The 16,922-nt window shown below is 50.6% G+C and carries 13 protein-coding genes and 1 tRNA gene; 11 read left to right on the top strand and 3 right to left on the bottom strand.

Going from position 1 to position 16,922, the window contains the following annotated elements; translation table 11 throughout:
* Positions 1-283 precede the first annotated feature (283 nt).
* From fusA to K9N57_12775, 4 genes are all read left to right on the top strand, one after another.
* The gene (gene fusA / locus K9N57_12790; protein MCF7805060.1) at positions 284-2,359 is read left to right on the top strand and encodes an elongation factor G; all 2,076 of its coding nucleotides are present in this window, start codon (positions 284-286) and stop codon (positions 2,357-2,359) included.
* Entirely contained in the window at positions 2,359-2,880 is a 522-nt protein-coding gene (locus tag K9N57_12785; GenBank protein MCF7805059.1) for an HIT domain-containing protein, read from the top strand. The genes fusA and K9N57_12785 overlap by 1 nt, the downstream gene beginning before the upstream one ends.
* 51 nt (positions 2,881-2,931) lie before the next feature.
* Positions 2,932-3,003: transfer RNA gene (locus K9N57_12780), tRNA-Asn, on the top strand.
* A gap of 56 nt (positions 3,004-3,059) precedes the next feature.
* Entirely contained in the window at positions 3,060-3,314 is a 255-nt protein-coding gene (locus K9N57_12775; protein MCF7805058.1) for a GIY-YIG nuclease family protein, read from the top strand.
* Positions 3,315-3,767: 453 nt separating this feature from the next.
* Here the strand turns inward: K9N57_12775 and K9N57_12770 are convergent, their stop codons facing one another.
* Genes K9N57_12770 through K9N57_12760 form a run of 3 tightly spaced genes read right to left on the bottom strand, consistent with a single transcriptional unit; the run spans position 3,768 to position 7,547 of the window.
* Entirely contained in the window at positions 3,768-5,171 is a 1,404-nt protein-coding gene (locus K9N57_12770; protein ID MCF7805057.1) for an aspartate kinase, read from the bottom strand.
* Between the two features lie 22 nt (positions 5,172-5,193).
* A complete protein-coding gene (gene metX / locus K9N57_12765; protein MCF7805056.1) occupies positions 5,194-6,225 on the bottom strand; it encodes a homoserine O-acetyltransferase in 1,032 nt (343 codons plus the stop codon).
* An 11-nt stretch (positions 6,226-6,236) separates the two neighbouring features.
* Positions 6,237-7,547, bottom strand: coding sequence for an O-acetylhomoserine aminocarboxypropyltransferase/cysteine synthase (locus tag K9N57_12760; GenBank protein MCF7805055.1), 1,311 nt, complete (start codon positions 7,545-7,547; stop codon positions 6,237-6,239).
* Positions 7,548-8,615: 1,068 nt separating this feature from the next.
* Here K9N57_12760 and ilvB point away from each other — a divergent pair.
* The 7 genes from ilvB (at position 8,616) to K9N57_12725 (ending at position 16,920) form a co-directional block, all read left to right on the top strand.
* Positions 8,616-10,385, top strand: coding sequence for a biosynthetic-type acetolactate synthase large subunit (gene ilvB / locus K9N57_12755; GenBank protein ID MCF7805054.1), 1,770 nt, complete (start codon positions 8,616-8,618; stop codon positions 10,383-10,385).
* Positions 10,385-10,903, top strand: coding sequence for an acetolactate synthase small subunit (ilvN, locus tag K9N57_12750; protein MCF7805053.1), 519 nt, complete (start codon positions 10,385-10,387; stop codon positions 10,901-10,903). Before ilvB ends, ilvN begins: the two co-directional genes overlap by 1 nt.
* Positions 10,904-10,945: 42 nt before the next feature.
* Positions 10,946-11,944, top strand: a complete 999-nt coding sequence (gene ilvC, locus K9N57_12745; protein MCF7805052.1) for a ketol-acid reductoisomerase — start codon at positions 10,946-10,948, stop codon at positions 11,942-11,944.
* 7 nt (positions 11,945-11,951) lie between these two features.
* Positions 11,952-13,577 (top strand): citramalate synthase, encoded by a 1,626-nt coding sequence (cimA, locus tag K9N57_12740; GenBank protein ID MCF7805051.1) that lies wholly within the window; start codon positions 11,952-11,954, stop codon positions 13,575-13,577.
* 105 nt (positions 13,578-13,682) lie between these two features.
* The gene (locus tag K9N57_12735; protein ID MCF7805050.1) at positions 13,683-14,921 is read left to right on the top strand and encodes a 2-isopropylmalate synthase; all 1,239 of its coding nucleotides are present in this window, start codon (positions 13,683-13,685) and stop codon (positions 14,919-14,921) included.
* 32 nt (positions 14,922-14,953) lie between these two features.
* Positions 14,954-16,249, top strand: coding sequence for a 3-isopropylmalate dehydratase large subunit (locus K9N57_12730; protein MCF7805049.1), 1,296 nt, complete (start codon positions 14,954-14,956; stop codon positions 16,247-16,249).
* A gap of 104 nt (positions 16,250-16,353) precedes the next feature.
* The gene (locus tag K9N57_12725; GenBank protein MCF7805048.1) at positions 16,354-16,920 is read left to right on the top strand and encodes a 3-isopropylmalate dehydratase; all 567 of its coding nucleotides are present in this window, start codon (positions 16,354-16,356) and stop codon (positions 16,918-16,920) included.
* Positions 16,921-16,922: the final 2 nt, after the last annotated feature.

Raw genomic sequence — 16,922 nt, 5'->3', positions numbered from 1 at the left:
CCGGTGAATCCTTTGAAATCCGGCGGTTCAGCGGGAGAAACGGCTTGATTTGGATTGCGAAAAATTGTAGTATAATTACATATTTTTCAAGGGAGTTTGCCACTGATAGATGACTTTTATTCTCAACGAAATCTCAGGCAATCAAAACGGATATATCCGGGAATTTTACGGCAGGCCTGTGTGCCTCATTTTGGCAACTCACCGCGCCGAATATCCTGATGAAATCCATGAATAAATAAAGCCACCGTGATATGCGTGAGCGGGTAGAGCATAGGAGGATATTTTGAAAGAGTATGCATCGAAAGACATTCGGAATGTTGCGCTAATTGGTCATGGTGCCTCCGGCAAGACCATGACCGGGGAATCCATGTTGCGCCGGGCAGGCATGATTAATCGGCTGGGAAGTATTGAAGAAGGGACAACAATTTCGGATCATAACTCTGATGAGATCGATCGTCAGATTTCCATTCATACCTCGCTGCTGCATGCCGAAACTATGGATGTCAAGTTTAATATCCTCGACACTCCGGGCTATTCTGATTTTGTCGGGGAGGTCAAAGGTGCGTTAGCAGTCGTCGATACAGCAGTACTCGTAGTCCATGGAGTCACAGGCGTTGAAATCGGGACGGAAATGACCTGGAGGTTTGCCAAAGAATGGAGCAGGCCACGAGTCCTGTTTGTGAATATGCTCGATAAGGAACATGCCGATTATGATGGAGTGTTGGCGAAACTGCAGGAGCGCTTTGGACGGGAGGTTTTCCCGATTCAATTCCCGATTAACCAGGGACCGGATTTTAATGCAGTCATCGATCTGGTCAAAATGAAAAAATTGTCCTATGCCGCCGACGAAAATACATGTGTTGAAGAACCAATCCCGGACGAATTCCAGGAGAAAGCCGAGGAGATGCACCAGGAATTGATCGAACTCGTCGCAGAGTCCGATGATACATTACTGGAGAAATTTTTTGAAGATGCGATGACAGAGGAAGACCTCAGAGAAGGGTTGCACAAAGCAATCGTTGAGAACACCGTATTTCCGGTACTATGTGGCAGCGCAGTGAATAATATCGGGACGTGGCGACTGCTGGAATTCCTGGCGAAATACACGCCAGCGCCGACAGAGCTTCCTCCCATCGAGGGGACCAAGGATGGTGAAACCGTCGAAGTCACATGTGATTCAGATGAACCGGCGGTGGCATTTGTGTTCAAAACTGTGAGTGAAGAACATGTGGGAGATTTGTCTTACCTCAGGGTATATCGCGGTTCTGTGAAACACGGCGATAATCTGACGAATACCACCAGAAGCGTCAAGGAACGCCTGGGACAGATTTTTATTTTGAACGGGAAAAAGCGGGAAGAAGTGGAACGAGTGTATGCTGGTGATATTCTCGCAGCGGTTAAATTGAAAAACACCCATACCAATGATACACTTACCGAAGAAGGTACCCAGGTTGAACTGCCGAAAATCAAATTTCCTGAGCCGGTGATCCGATCAGCCATACGCACGACAAACAAAGGCGATGAGGATAAGCTGAGTACCGGTCTGTCTACCATGCACGAAGAGGATCCGACCTTCCGTTACGAGGTGGACTCGGAACTGAGTCAGACGATTATCAGTGGTCTTGGCGAGTTACATTTGGAGAATGTCGTCGACCGTATTCGACACCGATTTGATATCGAGGTGGAACTGGAAGAGCCCCGGATTCCGTATCGCGAGACAATCCGAAAAACGGCGGAGAAACGAGGCAAGTTCAAGAAGCAGTCCGGCGGCCGGGGCCAGTATGGTGATGCCCATGTACGCATTGAACCGGTGCCGCGCGGCGAAGGATTCGAATTCGTGGATGCCATTGTTGGTGGCGTTATTCCGACAAAATTTGTTCTTTCTGTGGAAAAAGGAATCCGGGAAGCCATGGAAGAAGGCGTGATTGCCGGTTACAAAGTCGTGGATGTCAGAGCGACAGCCTTCGATGGGTCGCATCATTCGGTGGATTCCAGTGATGTGGCCTTCAAAGTTGCCGGTGCCATGGCATTTCGCGGCGCCTTCAAAGAGGCGAATCCTATTCTTTTGGAGCCGATCTACGATGTAGAAGTCACAGTCCCGGAAGAATATATGGGGGACGTCATGGGCGACATTTCCGGTCGACGTGGCAAGATTCAGGGCATGGATTCCGATGGCCATTTCCAGGTCATTAAGGCCAAGATTCCACTGGCGAACCTGTATAAATATTCCACCACGCTGCGTTCGATCACGGCCGGACGCGGGATGCACCGGCGGAAATTCAGCCATTACGATCCGGTGCCGGCGGAAATCCAGCAGGAGATCGTTGAAAAATCCAACCAGGAAAAAGAAGAAGAATAGTGGACGACTCCCGGGAGACGTTGTGGGCGCCATGGCGAATTGAGTATGTCCTCCAGGAAAAACCAGAGGATTGTATTTTTTGCGCCAAACCGGCGCCCGGAACGGATGATCGGGAGGAGTTGATTCTCGTCCGTGGGGAATACAGTTTCGTGATTATGAACCTGTACCCATACAACAATGCCCATCTCATGATCAGCCCTTACCAGCATACCGCTGATATCGGAGACCTGGACGATACCACACATCTGGAGATGATACACTTCCTTCAGGAATGGATGGAGGTCATCCGGGAGACCATGAATCCGGAAGGATTTAATACCGGCGCGAATTTTGGCAAAGTCGCCGGTGCCGGTGTTGACGATCACTATCATTACCACCTGGTGCCTCGTTGGAGCGGCGATACCAATTTTATGCCGATTCTCGGCCACACGAAAGTATTAGTGGAAGGGTTGGAAGAAACATGGGAAAAGCTGGCTGCCGCCTACGAAGATATGTACGGTAATCGACACAAAACTAATTGACACGGGAAAACGAGCTTTATATCTTTAAAGGCTTTTTGAGAGCAATATTATTCCGGAGTAGCTCAGCGGAAGAGCGGGTGGCTGTTAACCACTAGGTCGGGGGTTCGAATCCCTCCTCCGGAGCTGTTATAGTAACATTATCGTCGGATCTTCCCGTGGCACCTCCGACACCGTATTACCTGTATATTTTATACTCTACCCGAATAGATCGGTATTATACCGGCTCTTCGGATAATCCGGAGACGCGGAACTGGTTTCATTCCCATACCAACCAGGGATGGACCGTCCGTGGTCAACCCTGGGAGCTGGTGTTTACCAAGGCCTTTCCTTCCAAGGCCGAGGCGCAGTGGTGGGAGCGGTGGATCAAGCGCCAGAAGAGTCGACGAATCATTGAAAAAATTCTTCGGGGTGACTTTGTGTGGGAGCGCCGGTAACGGGTGGCTGTTATCCCGCCCCGGCGGGACGGGGGTTCTCCCGCAGGAACTCCTGGAGGAATCCCTCCTCCGGAGCTGTTTTTCATAGTTGATACTTCGACTCCCCATGCTTACCACTTATGCTTTATACGCGGGCAGCGGATCGTCTCTACATTGGCCAGATGTCTATTCTGGAACATTGGTTACAACGCTATACTGCTGGTGAAGTGCGCTCGACCAAAGCCTATTGCCCTGGCAGTTAGTCTATATTGAATCCTTTGCCACTCGCGCAGAAGCGAAGCGACAAGGACGAGAGTTAAAATCTCACCATGGGCGGCACTTTATCCGACCGAAAATACTGAAGTAGCTCAGTGGAAGAGTCCGGCGAGTCGGGAATCTGGGTTATAGCAGGAGGGCGAATTAACTATTCACTGGAAATGCCCAAAGAGTTTTTAATCTTTTGAAGAGAGAGATTTACCCTGAGACCATTGTTCTTTGCGAGTACTTCTCTTCCTCAGCAAAAAACGCATCATGCAGTGTGCGCACCACCGGTTCGATATCTGCTTCATCGATAACGAAGCTGAGGTTGACCTCCGACGCGCCCTGTGAAATCATGTTGATGTGAAAATTTTCTAACTCTTTGAAGATTCTCCCCGGTAACCCTTTATAGGCCCGCATATTTTCGCCGACTAAACAGACAATCGCTTTCCTGTTTTCCATACTGACAGTAGAAAACTTGCTGATTTCATGGATCAGCGGTTGCGGGTCCACGTCTTTTGCGAAGGCGATGGATACACTCACCTCGGAGGTAGATACCAAATCGGCGACTACTTGATGCCTGTCCAGGACTTCAAATACCTTCCGCAGGAAGTCATGCGCCTGAAACATCCGGGTGGAGGTTAAATTCAGCACCTGGATGCCTTCCTTATAGGCAATGGACTTAACGACCTTCTGTTCCTGATGATCCGGGAAGTCACGCCGGATAAGACTCCCATCAGATTCCGGATTCCTGGTATTGTAAATCTGAATCGGGATATCCAGTTCCACCGCAGGGAGTATTGTATCCGGATGCAGTACCCGGGCACCAAAATACGCCAGCTCAGAGGCTTCACGGAAAGTCATTTCCTTGATGACCCGGGCGTGGTCGATAATCGTAGGATCTGCAGTCAGGATGCCGTCCACATCTGACCAAATTTCGATGGTTTCAGCTTCCAGTGCTGCACCAATAATGCTCGCGGTATAATCGGAGCCGCCGCGTCCAAGGGTTGAAATGTCGCCTTCCAGGGTTGATCCGATAAAACCCTGGGCGATCGGGATAGAATAATTTCCGTCATCCTCCGGGAGATTGAATGTGGATTGAATTAGCGGTTCAGATTCCTCCAGAAGCGGCTTAGCCCTGGTATGTTCATCGGTAGTTTTCATGAATTCCCGAGACTCAACCAGATGGGCATCAATACCCTGCGTGTTAACATGACACATCATCAGGAGAGTGGAGAACCGCTCCCCGAACGAGACAATGCGATCAATGGATTTTCGTGAAATATCTCTGAGAAGGGAGACGCCACGCAATAGCTCCCGTAACTCTGCCGTGAAACGGCCGGTTTCTTCTTCGAATTTTTCTTTCCATGGCGAACCAATCTCCAGTTCAGCTGCCATAGATTGATGATAAGTATAAATGGAATCAACCGAAGCCAGAGCCGTTTCGAACTCACCATCTCTGGCAGCCTTAATCGAAGCGAGCAGATTATCGGTTGTGTCGCCACAAGCAGAAAGAACTACGATGGGATGCCGGTTGCGTTTGGAATAGATAATATCAGCGACGTTCCGAATCGCTTGACTGCTGTTAATGGAAGATCCACCAAATTTTAAAACGATCATCGGTTACTCCTACAATAATCCTTTACCACCAGGCTTGTTTAAACTGCTCCAATGCTTCATTGACCTGGTCGAAATCAATGAGAAAGGCGTCATGGCCATTCTCCGAATTTATCTCGTAATATTTTGAATTGGGAATATACTCTGCAAGCTCTTTTTGTTCTTGTGGGGGATACAGAATATCGGAACTGACTCCAATGATAAGGGAAGGAACATTGATCTGCTTGAGCGCAGCAATGTGACCATCCCGGTTTCGACCCACATCGTGTGTATCCATAATTTCTGTAAGTGCGATGTAACAATTGGCGTCAAACCGATTGACGAGTTTATTGCCCTGGTAGTCCAGGTAGCTCTCCACAGTGTAGTAATTTTCTTCGGCTCTTTGAAATTCCCGTCCGAACCGTTTCTGGAAAGAGGCGGAACTCCGGTACGAAACCATGGCAATCTTCCGCGCAAGCGCCAGACCGTTTACTGGTTGATTCTTTGCGTAATGGCCACCATTCCAGTCGGGATCGTCCTTAATTGCATCCCGCTGCATCGCACTGATCCCGATACACCAGGCCGAATGCCGGGCTGAACTCCCGATGGATACGATAGACTGGACGTACTCAGGATAGAGCAATGCCCATTCCAGGCTCAGCATGCCGCCCATCGATCCACCGATGACAGAGCGGAGTGCAGTGACTCCAAGATCATCGAGTAATAATTTGTGTGCGTGAACAGTGTCGCGAATGGTGATTAACGGAAAGGTGGTGGGATCTCTGTTTTCTTGAGAATACGTCAATGGACTGGTGGACCCGTAGGGTGAGCCAAGGTTGTTAATACAGATAATACAGTATTCTTCGGAATCGAGGGGATTACCCGGTCCCAGCGTCGGGTCCCACCATTCGGTCACATCGCTGCTGCCGGTCAACGCGTGTGTGATCAGAATGACGTTGTCGCCAGCATCATTTAGCGTGCCCCAGGTGTGGTAGGCCAGACGCAAAGAAGGGAGCGTTCCCCCATATTCCAGAGGGAACGGCTCTTCTTGCGACCAGATTTGTAGCTTCTCAGACATAGAACCTTAATTTAGCCTCCGATTTGGTCGAATGCTTGTGCAAAATCGGATTTTATGTCATCGATATGTTCGATGCCGACGGAAACCCGGACCAGATCCGGCGTGACACCTGTGTCAGCCTGTTCCTCTTCAGACAGCTGCTGATGGGTGGTGGATGCCGGATGGATCACCAGTGTTTTGGCGTCACCAACGTTTGCGAGATGGCTCGCCAACTCCACTGAATTAATGAACTTTTTCCCTTGCTCAATTCCACCTTTGATGCCAAACGAAAGGACAGCCCCAAAGCCATTCTTCAGATATTTCTGAGCGTTATCGTGCGTCGGATGATCCGGCAATCCGGGATAATTGACCCATGAAACCTTCTCATGGCTCTTCAACCACTTCGCCAGTTCCATGGCGTTGTCCACGTGGCGCTGTACTCTGAGGGAGAGAGTCTCCAATCCCTGGATATGGAGGAAGGAATTAAACGGAGACGGCGCTGCACCGAAATCCCGAAGGCCTTCCACTCGGGCACGTACGGCAAACGCAATATTACCGAATGGGCCTTCGGGACCGAACACATCCCAGAAAACCAAACCATGATAGGCTGGAGATGGCTCGGTAAAGGCCGGAAACTTACCATTGCCCCAGTCGAAGTTCCCTGAATCTACAGCGACGCCCCCGATAGCCGTACCGTGACCACCTATCCACTTGGTAGCTGACTGCACTACGATATCCGCTCCGTATTCAATCGGACGCACCAGGTACCCGGCCGCACCGAATGTATTATCCACGATAAACGGGATATTGTTTTCATGTGCGATCTCCGCCAGCCCTTCGAAGTCCGGAACATAATACCCGGGATTCCCGATACTTTCGGCATACACTGCTTTGGTATTTTCATCGATGGCATCTCGGACCTGATCCAGATCGGTACCGTCGACGAATTTCGTATCGATGCCCAACCGGGGAAGGCTTACTTTAAATTGGTTGTATGTTCCGCCGTAAAGATGGGAGGAGGAAACAATGTTGTCTCCCGCGCCCATAATGGTGGAGATAGCCAGGAATTGTGCAGCCTGTCCGGAGCCGGTGGCCACCGCTGCCGCGCCACCCTCCAGCGCCGCGATCCGTTTCTCGAACACATCATTGGTCGGATTCATTATCCGTGTGTAGATGTTGCCGAACTCTTCCAGCCCGAACAGTCTGGCAGCATGATCGGTATCATCGAAGGTGTAAGAGGTCGTCTGATATATGGGAACCGCCCGGGACTTCGTGGCCGGATCCGGTTCCTGCCCCGCGTGAATCTGCAGGGTTTCGTAATGCTGTTTGTTCTCTGTACTCATGGGATTCTCCCTTGTGTTTGTGTTTGATAAAATAAAAAAGGCTCACCACTTGGTGAGCCTTTGTCATGCAAAATGCTAATTTTGGCGCCTCACCAAATGGTCATACGCAGTCCTTCATCATACACATCATACACAAGTTCGAAACCATTTGGCAATGAGTGTTCATCTGAATTTTTCCAGTTTGAATGAATTTGCTGCTGTCAAAAGCAAGGAAAGGTTAAAAGTATTTTATTTATCAATCAAGTGCTTTTTTAAATTCAAGGTTCCCGTTCATAAATTTTCTGAAAAAGAATGACTCGAATTATTGTAAGGGAACCTCGCCGCGTTAAAGATGTTTTATGTCACTGCCGATATTACCAAGCGGCGGAGGATGTTCGGATACGATCCCGGCTTTCATCGGAAATTTTAGAATTAATCTCCCGGGATAGAGTGAGATAGGAAATATCCAGCATTTTCCGCTTGACTTAGAAAATCTGTTCGGATACCTTTGTGTTCAATTGATGGAGAAAAACGAAGAAGAATTATGAGAGTTCGGCAGAAAAATTCGATGGGACGCACAAGTGAGGCAGTTGCTGCCGCACCGCCCCACCGCGATCTGTTGACTCCACTCTCCATTAGTTCCATTCCTGCAATTAGCATCATTATTCTTTCCGATCTACGAATTAGCAGCCTAATTCTAGGTCTAGTAGTGATTGTAGGAATGATCTCGAGCCTACGAATTAGCAACTAAATACACGGCTCAGAGGTCAATTCCTGCACTCGGGGCAAACCGCTCCGATTTCCCAACCACAAATGAAGTGACAATGAATTGACCTCAGGGCGAAGTGCGATTGCACTACGACGTGGAGGATTTATAGAAATGCAAAAAACTATGACGCATTTGACACAATTTACCAAAGATGATACATCGGTCAGCTGGGATCATGCCGAAATCGCTTTTTCAATAGGAGTGATGCGACTACCCAGCTTTCGCACTATGCTATTTCAAGATCGTGCTGATGCGATATATTCGGAATTTAACACAAGCGAACAACGTAACAATGCGTTGACATACCGTGGAGGTAACAAATGACACCTGACGTCGCGACAATAGAAAAAGAAAAGCAGCAGAACACAAATGGGGCTCGACCAGAGGGAGCCCAAAGTGGTGAAACGAAAGAATTAACCGGAGCGGAAATATTTGTTCGGACACTGGAGGATGTCGGCGTGGATACCGTATTTGGATATCCTGGTGGAGCTGTTCTTCCGATATATGATCATTTATATCAGAAATCCGGTTTCACACATTATTTGATTCGTCACGAGCAGGGTGGCACGCACGCTGCCGACGGGTACGCTCGCGCAACCGGGAAACCAGGTGTCGTACTGGTAACGTCAGGGCCGGGTGGCACGAATACGGTGACCGGTATAGCCACTGCGAATATGGATTCCGTTCCGATGGTAGTCTTTACGGGGCAGGTCCCCTCTGGTATGATCGGGAACGATGCATTTCAGGAGGCGGATATCATTGGAATTACGCGTCCCATCACCAAGCACAGCTATTTGGTGAAAGATGTCAACGAATTAGAAACGGTGATCCACGAAGCATTCCATATTGCAAATTCAGGGCGCCCCGGTCCGGTGGTAGTTGATCTGCCGAAAGACATGGTCAAAACTACCGGGACTTACCGGGGATCAGGTAAGGTGAAAATCCCGGGTTACAAACCAGTAACCCGGGGACACCATAGCCAGATTGCCAAAGCTGCCAAAATGCTGAGCGAGGCAGAACGCCCCCTCATCTATGCTGGTGGCGGTGTCAATCTTGGCGATGCGGCCTCTGAATTAACAGAATTAGTAGAGAAGACCAATATCCCGATAACCACAACTTTGATGGGGCTGGGCGGATTTCCTGAAACACGGTCGCAGTCCCTGGGAATGCTGGGCATGCACGGAACCTGGTACGCCAATATGGCAATCACAGAATGTGACGTGCTGCTGGCTGTCGGTGCGCGATTTGACGATCGGGTGACCGGTCGGCTGGACGGGTTTTCGCAGAAATCCAAGAAAATCCATATCGACATCGATCCATCCTGTATCTCCAAAAATGTAGAAGTCGAAGTGCCAATAGTCGGGAACGTGAAAGAAGTTCTCCCGGAACTGACCCGAATGGCAGACGCTCCGCAGATTGATAACTGGTGGAGCACAATAAATCAATGGAAAGAAGAGCACCCGCTGAAGGTGCCGTATTCGGAGGATGAAATTACGCCCCAGTATATGATCGAAAAGATCTCCGAAGTCACCAGGGGCGAGGCTCTGATGGTGGCTGATGTGGGGCAGCATCAGATGTGGCTGGCCCAGCATTACAAGTTTAACCATCCGCGATCTATGCTGTCATCCGGTGGGCTTGGGACCATGGGATACGGATTCCCGGCAGCCATGGGGGCCGCCATCGGCAAACCGGATCGCACGGTATTCTGTGTGACGGGTGATGGCGGATTTCAGATGACGGCGTTCGAACTGGCTACCGCTGTGCAATATAAAGTGCCGGTAAAGGTGGCTATTCTGAACAATGGTTGGCTCGGGATGGTACGACAATGGCAGGAACTCTTCTATGAAGAACGATATGCGCATACGCATTTGGAGTCGTCGAATCCGGATTTCGTGAAACTTGCTGAGAGCTACGGCGCCGCCGGTTTCCGGGCGAAAACGCCTGCAGAGATGGAAGAAGTACTGGAAAAAGCCATGGAAATCAATGATCGGCCTGTCATTATGGATTTCCATGTGACGAAAGATGAGAACTGCTATCCGATGGTACCGGCAGGTGCGGCGTTGGACGAAATGGTGGAAGGCGAGGAATAATGGAGCAAACGGCAGTGGAAACCTCAACCAAGAAACACACAATCTCCGTATACGTCAAGAATAACTTCAACGCGTTGTCCCGGATCGTCGGGCTGTTCAGCGGTCGCGGGTTCGATATCGATAGTATCAGCTTCGGACAGGGACAGGAACCCGGCATGGCGCGGATCACTATTACCACCCACGGTGACGAGCAGATCATCGAGCAGATTACAAAGCAGCTGCACAAGGTAGTAGACGTGTTGAAGGTACAGGATTTGACGTACGACGCGTTCGTGGAACGCGAACTGGCGTTGATTAAGGTGAACGCACCCAAAGCGAGCCGCTCGGAGATCATGCAGATCGTCAACGTATTTCGGGCCAAGATCATCGATATCAGCCCGGAGAGTATGACGGTGGAAGCCACCGGAAGCCAGGATAAGGTAAACGCTGCGCTTGGCATGCTGAAGCAGTTCGGCATAGTAGAGGTGGCGCGTACTGGTTCGGTGGCATTAAAACGCGAATTCCATGGCCAAACATGATAGTAGTTAATGATAATTATGAAAAGGTGGAGTAGACGGTAGATGAAAACGTATTACGAGAATGACGCAGATCTTGGATTGTTGGATGGAAAAACCGTGGCCGTCCTCGGTTACGGAAGTCAGGGACACGCACACGCGTTGAACTTACATGAGAGCGGTGTTGATGTGGTGGTAGGGCTCCGGAAGGAGAGCTCGTCCTGGCCGAAGGCTGAGGAAGCTGGGTTACAGGTGGCCACGACGGCTGAGGCGGCAAAACAGGGCGATATTATTATGGTATTAATACCGGATCAAACACAAGTTGAGGCATACGAAGCCGATATTCGTCCGAACCTTGAGGACGGAAACGCCCTGGCCTTTGCACACGGATTCAACATTCATTTCAACCAGATTTCTCCGCCCGATAATGTGGACGTATTCATGGTGGCCCCCAAAGGCCCCGGGCATCTTGTCCGACGCGTATACACCCAGGGTGGCGGCGTTCCGTGCCTCGTGGCAGTCCACCAGGACGCATCAGGCAGTGCCAAAGATGTGGCTTTGGCATACACCAAAGGCATTGGCGGAACCAAGGCCGGCGCAATTGAGACGACTTTTGAAGAGGAAACCGAAACAGATCTCTTTGGCGAACAGGCCGTGCTCTGCGGCGGCGTATCCGAACTGGTGAAGGCCGGATTTGAGACGCTGACCAACGCCGGATACCAGCCGGAAATCGCCTACTTCGAGTGCCTGCACGAACTCAAACTGATTGTCGATCTTTTTTACGAAGGCGGCATCGGTGGCATGTACTATTCGGTGAGTGACACGGCTGAATACGGCGGAATGACCCGCGGCCCGAAAGTTATCACCGACGAAACGAAAGAGCATATGCAGCAGATCCTGGAAAATGTGCAGAACGGGAAATTTGCCCGGGACTGGATCCTGGAGAATAAAGCAGGTCGTCCGGTGCTGGAGGCTTCACGGAGAGAACACGAAAACCTGCAGATCGAGCAAGTCGGAAAAAAATTACGTGATTTGATGCAATGGATAAACAAAGACGAAGGATAAATAGAACATGGGTGTAAAACATATAGACGTATTCGATACCACATTGCGGGATGGAACACAGGGCGAAAAGGTTGCCTTTTCCGCTGAGGACAAGGTGCGCATCGCACATCGGTTGGACGATTTCGGTATCGATTACATTGAAGGCGGATGGCCGGGGTCCAATCCTAAGGATATGGAATTCTTCGATCGGGCGAAAAACGAAACTTTCTCCCATGCGAAGATTGTGGCCTTCGGCAGCACCCAGCGGGCCGGACACGGTCCGGAGGACGATAAGAACCTCAAAGCGCTCATCGATGCGGAGACGCCTGTGGTTTGCATCTTTGGGAAATCCTGGATCCTCCATGTAGAGCAGGCTCTGAAGATTAAACCGGAAGAGAACCTTGACCTCATCCGGAATTCGGTGGAATTCCTGAAACAGCACGACAAGGAAGTCATCTACGATGCCGAGCACTTTTTTGATGGGTACAAGGCAAACTCCGAATACGCCATGAAAACGTTGCGTGCAGCGGAATCTGCCGGAGCAGACATCATTGTCTTGTGCGATACCAACGGCGGAACTCTTCCACAGGAGATGACGAAAATCATCAAAGATGTGAAGCGATATACGCAGACCAAATTAGGCATCCATGCCCATAATGATTCCGAGGTGGCGGTGGCAAACAGCGTTGCAGCGGTACAGGCCGGATGTGAGCACGTGCAGGGCACTATCAACGGGTACGGGGAGCGATGTGGAAACGCTAATCTCTGTTCGATTATCCCGAACCTGCAGGTGAAGGGGGATTATCAGTGTGTGCCGGACGAAAACATTAAAGAATTGACATCGGTTTCACATTTCGTAAGTGAGTTGGCGAATCTGACACACCAGGATAACCTCCCGTTTGTCGGGAAGAGTGCATTCGCTCACAAGGGCGGTGTGCATGTGAGCGCTGTGATGAAGGAAGAGCGCACATACGAACACATCGAACCGGAGAGTGTGGGTAATCAGCGGCGAGTGTTGGTTTCCGACCTCTCTGGTAAGAGCAATGTGAAGTATAAAGCGAATGAGCTGGATATCGACCTGTCCGGCAACGGCAAAGATGTGCCGAAGATCGTCCAGAAACTCAAAGAGCTTGAAAACGACGGTTACCAGTTCGAGGCGGCGGAAGCCTCATTCGAACTTCTGGTCAGAAAGATGACCGGCGAGTGGGAAGACGCCGTCGAACTGGAAGGCTTCCGTATTATGACCGAAAAAAATATGAACAACGCCACGCGTTCCGAGGCGACCATTCGTTTGAACGTAAACGGGAAAACCGAGCATACCGCCGCCGAGGGGAACGGGCCGGTCCACGCGCTGGACAGGGCTCTTCGGAAAGCGCTCCACGAATTTTATCCAGAGGTGGACGGGATGCACCTGACGGATTATAAGGTCCGGGTGCTCAACGAAAAGGACGGCACTGGAGCGAAAGTCCGGGTGCTGATCGAGTCCAGCCAGAACGGCAATTCCTGGGGCACCGTAGGCGTGTCGGAAAATATCATCGAGGCCAGCTGGCAGGCGTTGATCGACAGTCTTTCGTATTACTTGACAAAAAATAAAACTCAGAAACAGGAGAGTTCTCATGAAACAGAGGAGGCGGCAGCCCAGCTATTGGGATAGTCATGAACGACTATGGGGCAATCTATCCCAGTTACAGCTCAAGAGACTGCAAATTCAACAGATGACAACTGATTCATAAGAAACTTTTTCGAGGAGAATAAACCAATGGAAAGCCGAGTACACATTTTCGATACCACATTACGAGACGGAGAACAATCGCCGGGATACAGTATGAACCTGGAGGAGAAACTCCAGATGGCTGACCAGCTGGAAAAGTTGCGGGTTGACGTCATTGAAGCCGGCTTTCCAATCGCATCCGATGGTGATTTTATCGCAGTGAAAAAGGTGGCAGAGCGGATCACGGAGTGCAGCGTAGCCGGATTATGCCGGACGAAAAAACAGGATATCGACCGCGCCTGGGAAGCACTGCAGCATGCGAAATATCCCAGGATTCACACATTTATTGCCACCTCGGATATCCATATGAAATACAAGCTCAAAAAGTCCAGAGTAGAGGTGCTGGAGAGCGCCGTTGAGGCCGTAAAATATGCCAAATCATATTGTGACGACGTGGAGTTTTCCGCTGAGGATGCCTCCCGCAGCGATCGGGAATTTCTGTACGAAGTATTTACCGCGGTCATCGATGCCGGCGCCACCGTCATTAATGTGCCGGATACGGTGGGCTATGCCATGCCAACGGAATTTGGTGACCTGATCAAGGGAATCAAGGAGAACGTACCGAATATTGATGATGCCATTCTGAGTGTCCACTGCCACAATGACCTTGGCGTAGCCGTAGCAAACTCCATCATGGCGCTCCAGAATGGGGCTCAACAGGTTGAATGTACCATTAATGGCATTGGAGAGCGCGCCGGAAACGCCTCGCTGGAAGAAATCGTAATGGCAATACGCACCCGGCAGGAAGAATTTGAGCAGGATACCCGGATTCAGACGGAAGAGATCTTCCCGGCCAGCAAGTTACTGGCGGAGATCACCGGCAATGGCGTCCAGCGGAATAAAGCAGTGGTGGGCGATAACGCCTTTGCGCACGAAGCCGGTATCCACCAGGACGGCGTACTGAAGAATCCGATGACCTACGAGATTATGACGCCGCAATCGGTAGGTATCCCGAAGAATAAGTTGGTACTCGGTAAACACTCGGGACGGCATGCACTGAAAATTCGCCTGGGAGAGCTCGGTTTTGACCTGTCCAAGAAACAGGTGGACCAGGTCTACAAGGCGTTTATCAACCTGGCAGACGAAAAGAAAATTGTCAAAGACGATGAATTGAAAGCGCTGGCATCGAATTTCAATGGAAGCGGTAACGGTTCTTCAAATGGCGACGGGACCTATTCAAAAGATTTTTCCAATGAAAAAATTCAGGATTACATGAGCATCTACTAATTCCAAGAAAAGGAAAGACGGTAATAGATCTAATGGGAATGACATTAACAGAGAAGGTTTTGGCGCGGCACAGCGGAAACGAATCCGTGAAGCCGGGAGATAATGTTTGGGTGGATGTGGACGTTTTAATGACGCACGATGTCTGCGGGCCACCTTCGATTGGAATTTTCAAAAAGCAATTCGGCGATAAAGCCCAGGTCTGGGATAAAGAGAAATTGGTGATTATCCCGGATCACTACATATTCACGGAAGACAAGTACGCGAACCGGAACGTGGACATTTTGCGGGATTTCGCGGACGAACAGGATCTGCCGTATTACTATGACGTCGGCACCGATCGGTACAAGGGTGTCTGCCACGTCGCCATGCCGGAAGAAGGTTTTACACGACCCGGCGAAGTGCTGTTCGGCACCGATTCACACACCTGTACAGCCGGAGCCTTCGGCGAGTTTGCCACGGGCATCGGCAACACCGACGCGGCCTTTATCATGGGCACCGGAAAACTCTGGGTGAAAGTACCCGAGACGATGAAGTTTGTCTTCGATGGGGAGATTCCGCCGTACATCATGGCCAAAGATATTATCCTCCAGATCATCGGTGATATCGGTGTGGACGGCGCCACCTACCGCACCATGGAGTTCGCCGGTACCAGCATTGAAGCCATGGATATGGAAGCCCGGATGACGCTGACCAACATGGTCATTGAGGCCGGGGGCAAAAACGGAGTTATCAATCCGGATCAGGTGACATATGATTACGTCAAAGCCCGCACTGATCACGAATTCAACCCGGTGCACAGCGACGAGGATGCTGAGTATCACAGCGTGTACGAATATCGCGCAGACAAGATGCTGCCGATGGTAGCCAAGCCGCACTCGCCGGACAACAAAGCGACTGTGGAAGAAGTGAAAGGCACCGAGTTGACACGGGCTTACATCGGATCGTGTACCGGCGGGAAGTTTTCCGACTTTGTCGCCGCTGCCGAACTCCTGAAGGGCGAACAGGTGAAACTGGATACGTTTATCGTGCCGGCATCCACGGAAGTGGCGGAACGTCTCCGGACGGAGAAGATGAACGGCCAGACCTATATGGAGATCTTTGAAGCCGCCGGAGCGGAAATTGGCGAGGCGTCGTGCGCAGCATGCCTCGGCGGGCCGTCGGATACATTCGGCCGGTTGAACGGGCCGGAGGTTTGTATCTCCACAACGAACCGGAACTTTCCGGGGCGGATGGGATCCAAGGAGTCACAGGTCTACCTGGCGTCGCCGTATACAGTCGCGGCATCAGCACTGACCGGGAAGATCACCGATCCGAGGGAGCATTTTTAGAAAATCAATTAAATCTGTAGAGACGTGCCATGGCATGTCCCTACAGTAAATATTTTAATATTTGAATAAAAACGAACCAGAGAATTTCGGAGCACACAGCAGACATGTCACAAGACAAAATCAAAGGAAAAGCCTTCGTATTGGGCAAAAACATCGATACGGATCAGATTATTCCGGCCAAGCATTTGGTATACAGCCTGGAGGATCCGGAGGAACGTAAATTTTACGGACGGTACGCACTTTCCGGCGTGCCGGATGCGGAATCCGGGCTGCCGCAGGGGAACATCCCGTTTACCGACCCGGAAAAATTCGAGTCGGATTTTCAAATTGTAGTGGCCGGCCCGAACTTCGGATGCGGTTCCTCACGGGAACATGCACCGGAATCGCTCATGATTGCCGGAGCTAAAGCGGTGGTTGCACCAACGTATGCGCGGATCTTTTATCGGAATTCCGTGGACGGCGGATTTATCGTTCCGTTTGAGAGCGTCCGGGACCTGAGTGAAGAAGTCGAGACTTATGATGAATTGGAGATCGACCGCGACAAGAATGAGATGAAGAACCTGACCCAGGGCACGAGTTACGGTCTGAAGCCGCTGGGCAGTGTCGCCGAAATTGTAGAAGCCGGCGGGATCTTTGAATACGCACGGCAGACCGGAATGGTGGAACGGTGATG

It is taken from the genome of Candidatus Neomarinimicrobiota bacterium, from assembly GCA_021734025.1.
Taxonomy (GTDB): Bacteria; Fidelibacterota; JAANXI01; order JAANXI01; family JAANXI01; genus JAANXI01.
This window is presented reverse-complemented; position numbering and strand designations above follow the sequence as displayed.

Excerpts from the sequence above, each read along its gene's own strand:
- K9N57_12770 (MCF7805057.1), bottom strand. The coding sequence starts at position 5,171 with ATGATCGTTTTAAAATTTGGTGGATCTTCCATTAACAGCAGTCAAGCG.
- metX (MCF7805056.1), bottom strand. The coding sequence starts at position 6,225 with ATGTCTGAGAAGCTACAAATCTGGTCGCAAGAAGAGCCGTTCCCTCTG.
- K9N57_12760 (MCF7805055.1), bottom strand. The coding sequence starts at position 7,547 with ATGAGTACAGAGAACAAACAGCATTACGAAACCCTGCAGATTCACGCG.
- ilvB (MCF7805054.1), top strand. The coding sequence starts at position 8,616 with ATGACACCTGACGTCGCGACAATAGAAAAAGAAAAGCAGCAGAACACA.
- ilvN (MCF7805053.1), top strand. The coding sequence starts at position 10,385 with ATGGAGCAAACGGCAGTGGAAACCTCAACCAAGAAACACACAATCTCC.
- ilvC (MCF7805052.1), top strand. The coding sequence starts at position 10,946 with ATGAAAACGTATTACGAGAATGACGCAGATCTTGGATTGTTGGATGGA.
- cimA (MCF7805051.1), top strand. The coding sequence starts at position 11,952 with ATGGGTGTAAAACATATAGACGTATTCGATACCACATTGCGGGATGGA.
- K9N57_12735 (MCF7805050.1), top strand. The coding sequence starts at position 13,683 with ATGGAAAGCCGAGTACACATTTTCGATACCACATTACGAGACGGAGAA.
- K9N57_12730 (MCF7805049.1), top strand. The coding sequence starts at position 14,954 with ATGGGAATGACATTAACAGAGAAGGTTTTGGCGCGGCACAGCGGAAAC.
- K9N57_12725 (MCF7805048.1), top strand. The coding sequence starts at position 16,354 with ATGTCACAAGACAAAATCAAAGGAAAAGCCTTCGTATTGGGCAAAAAC.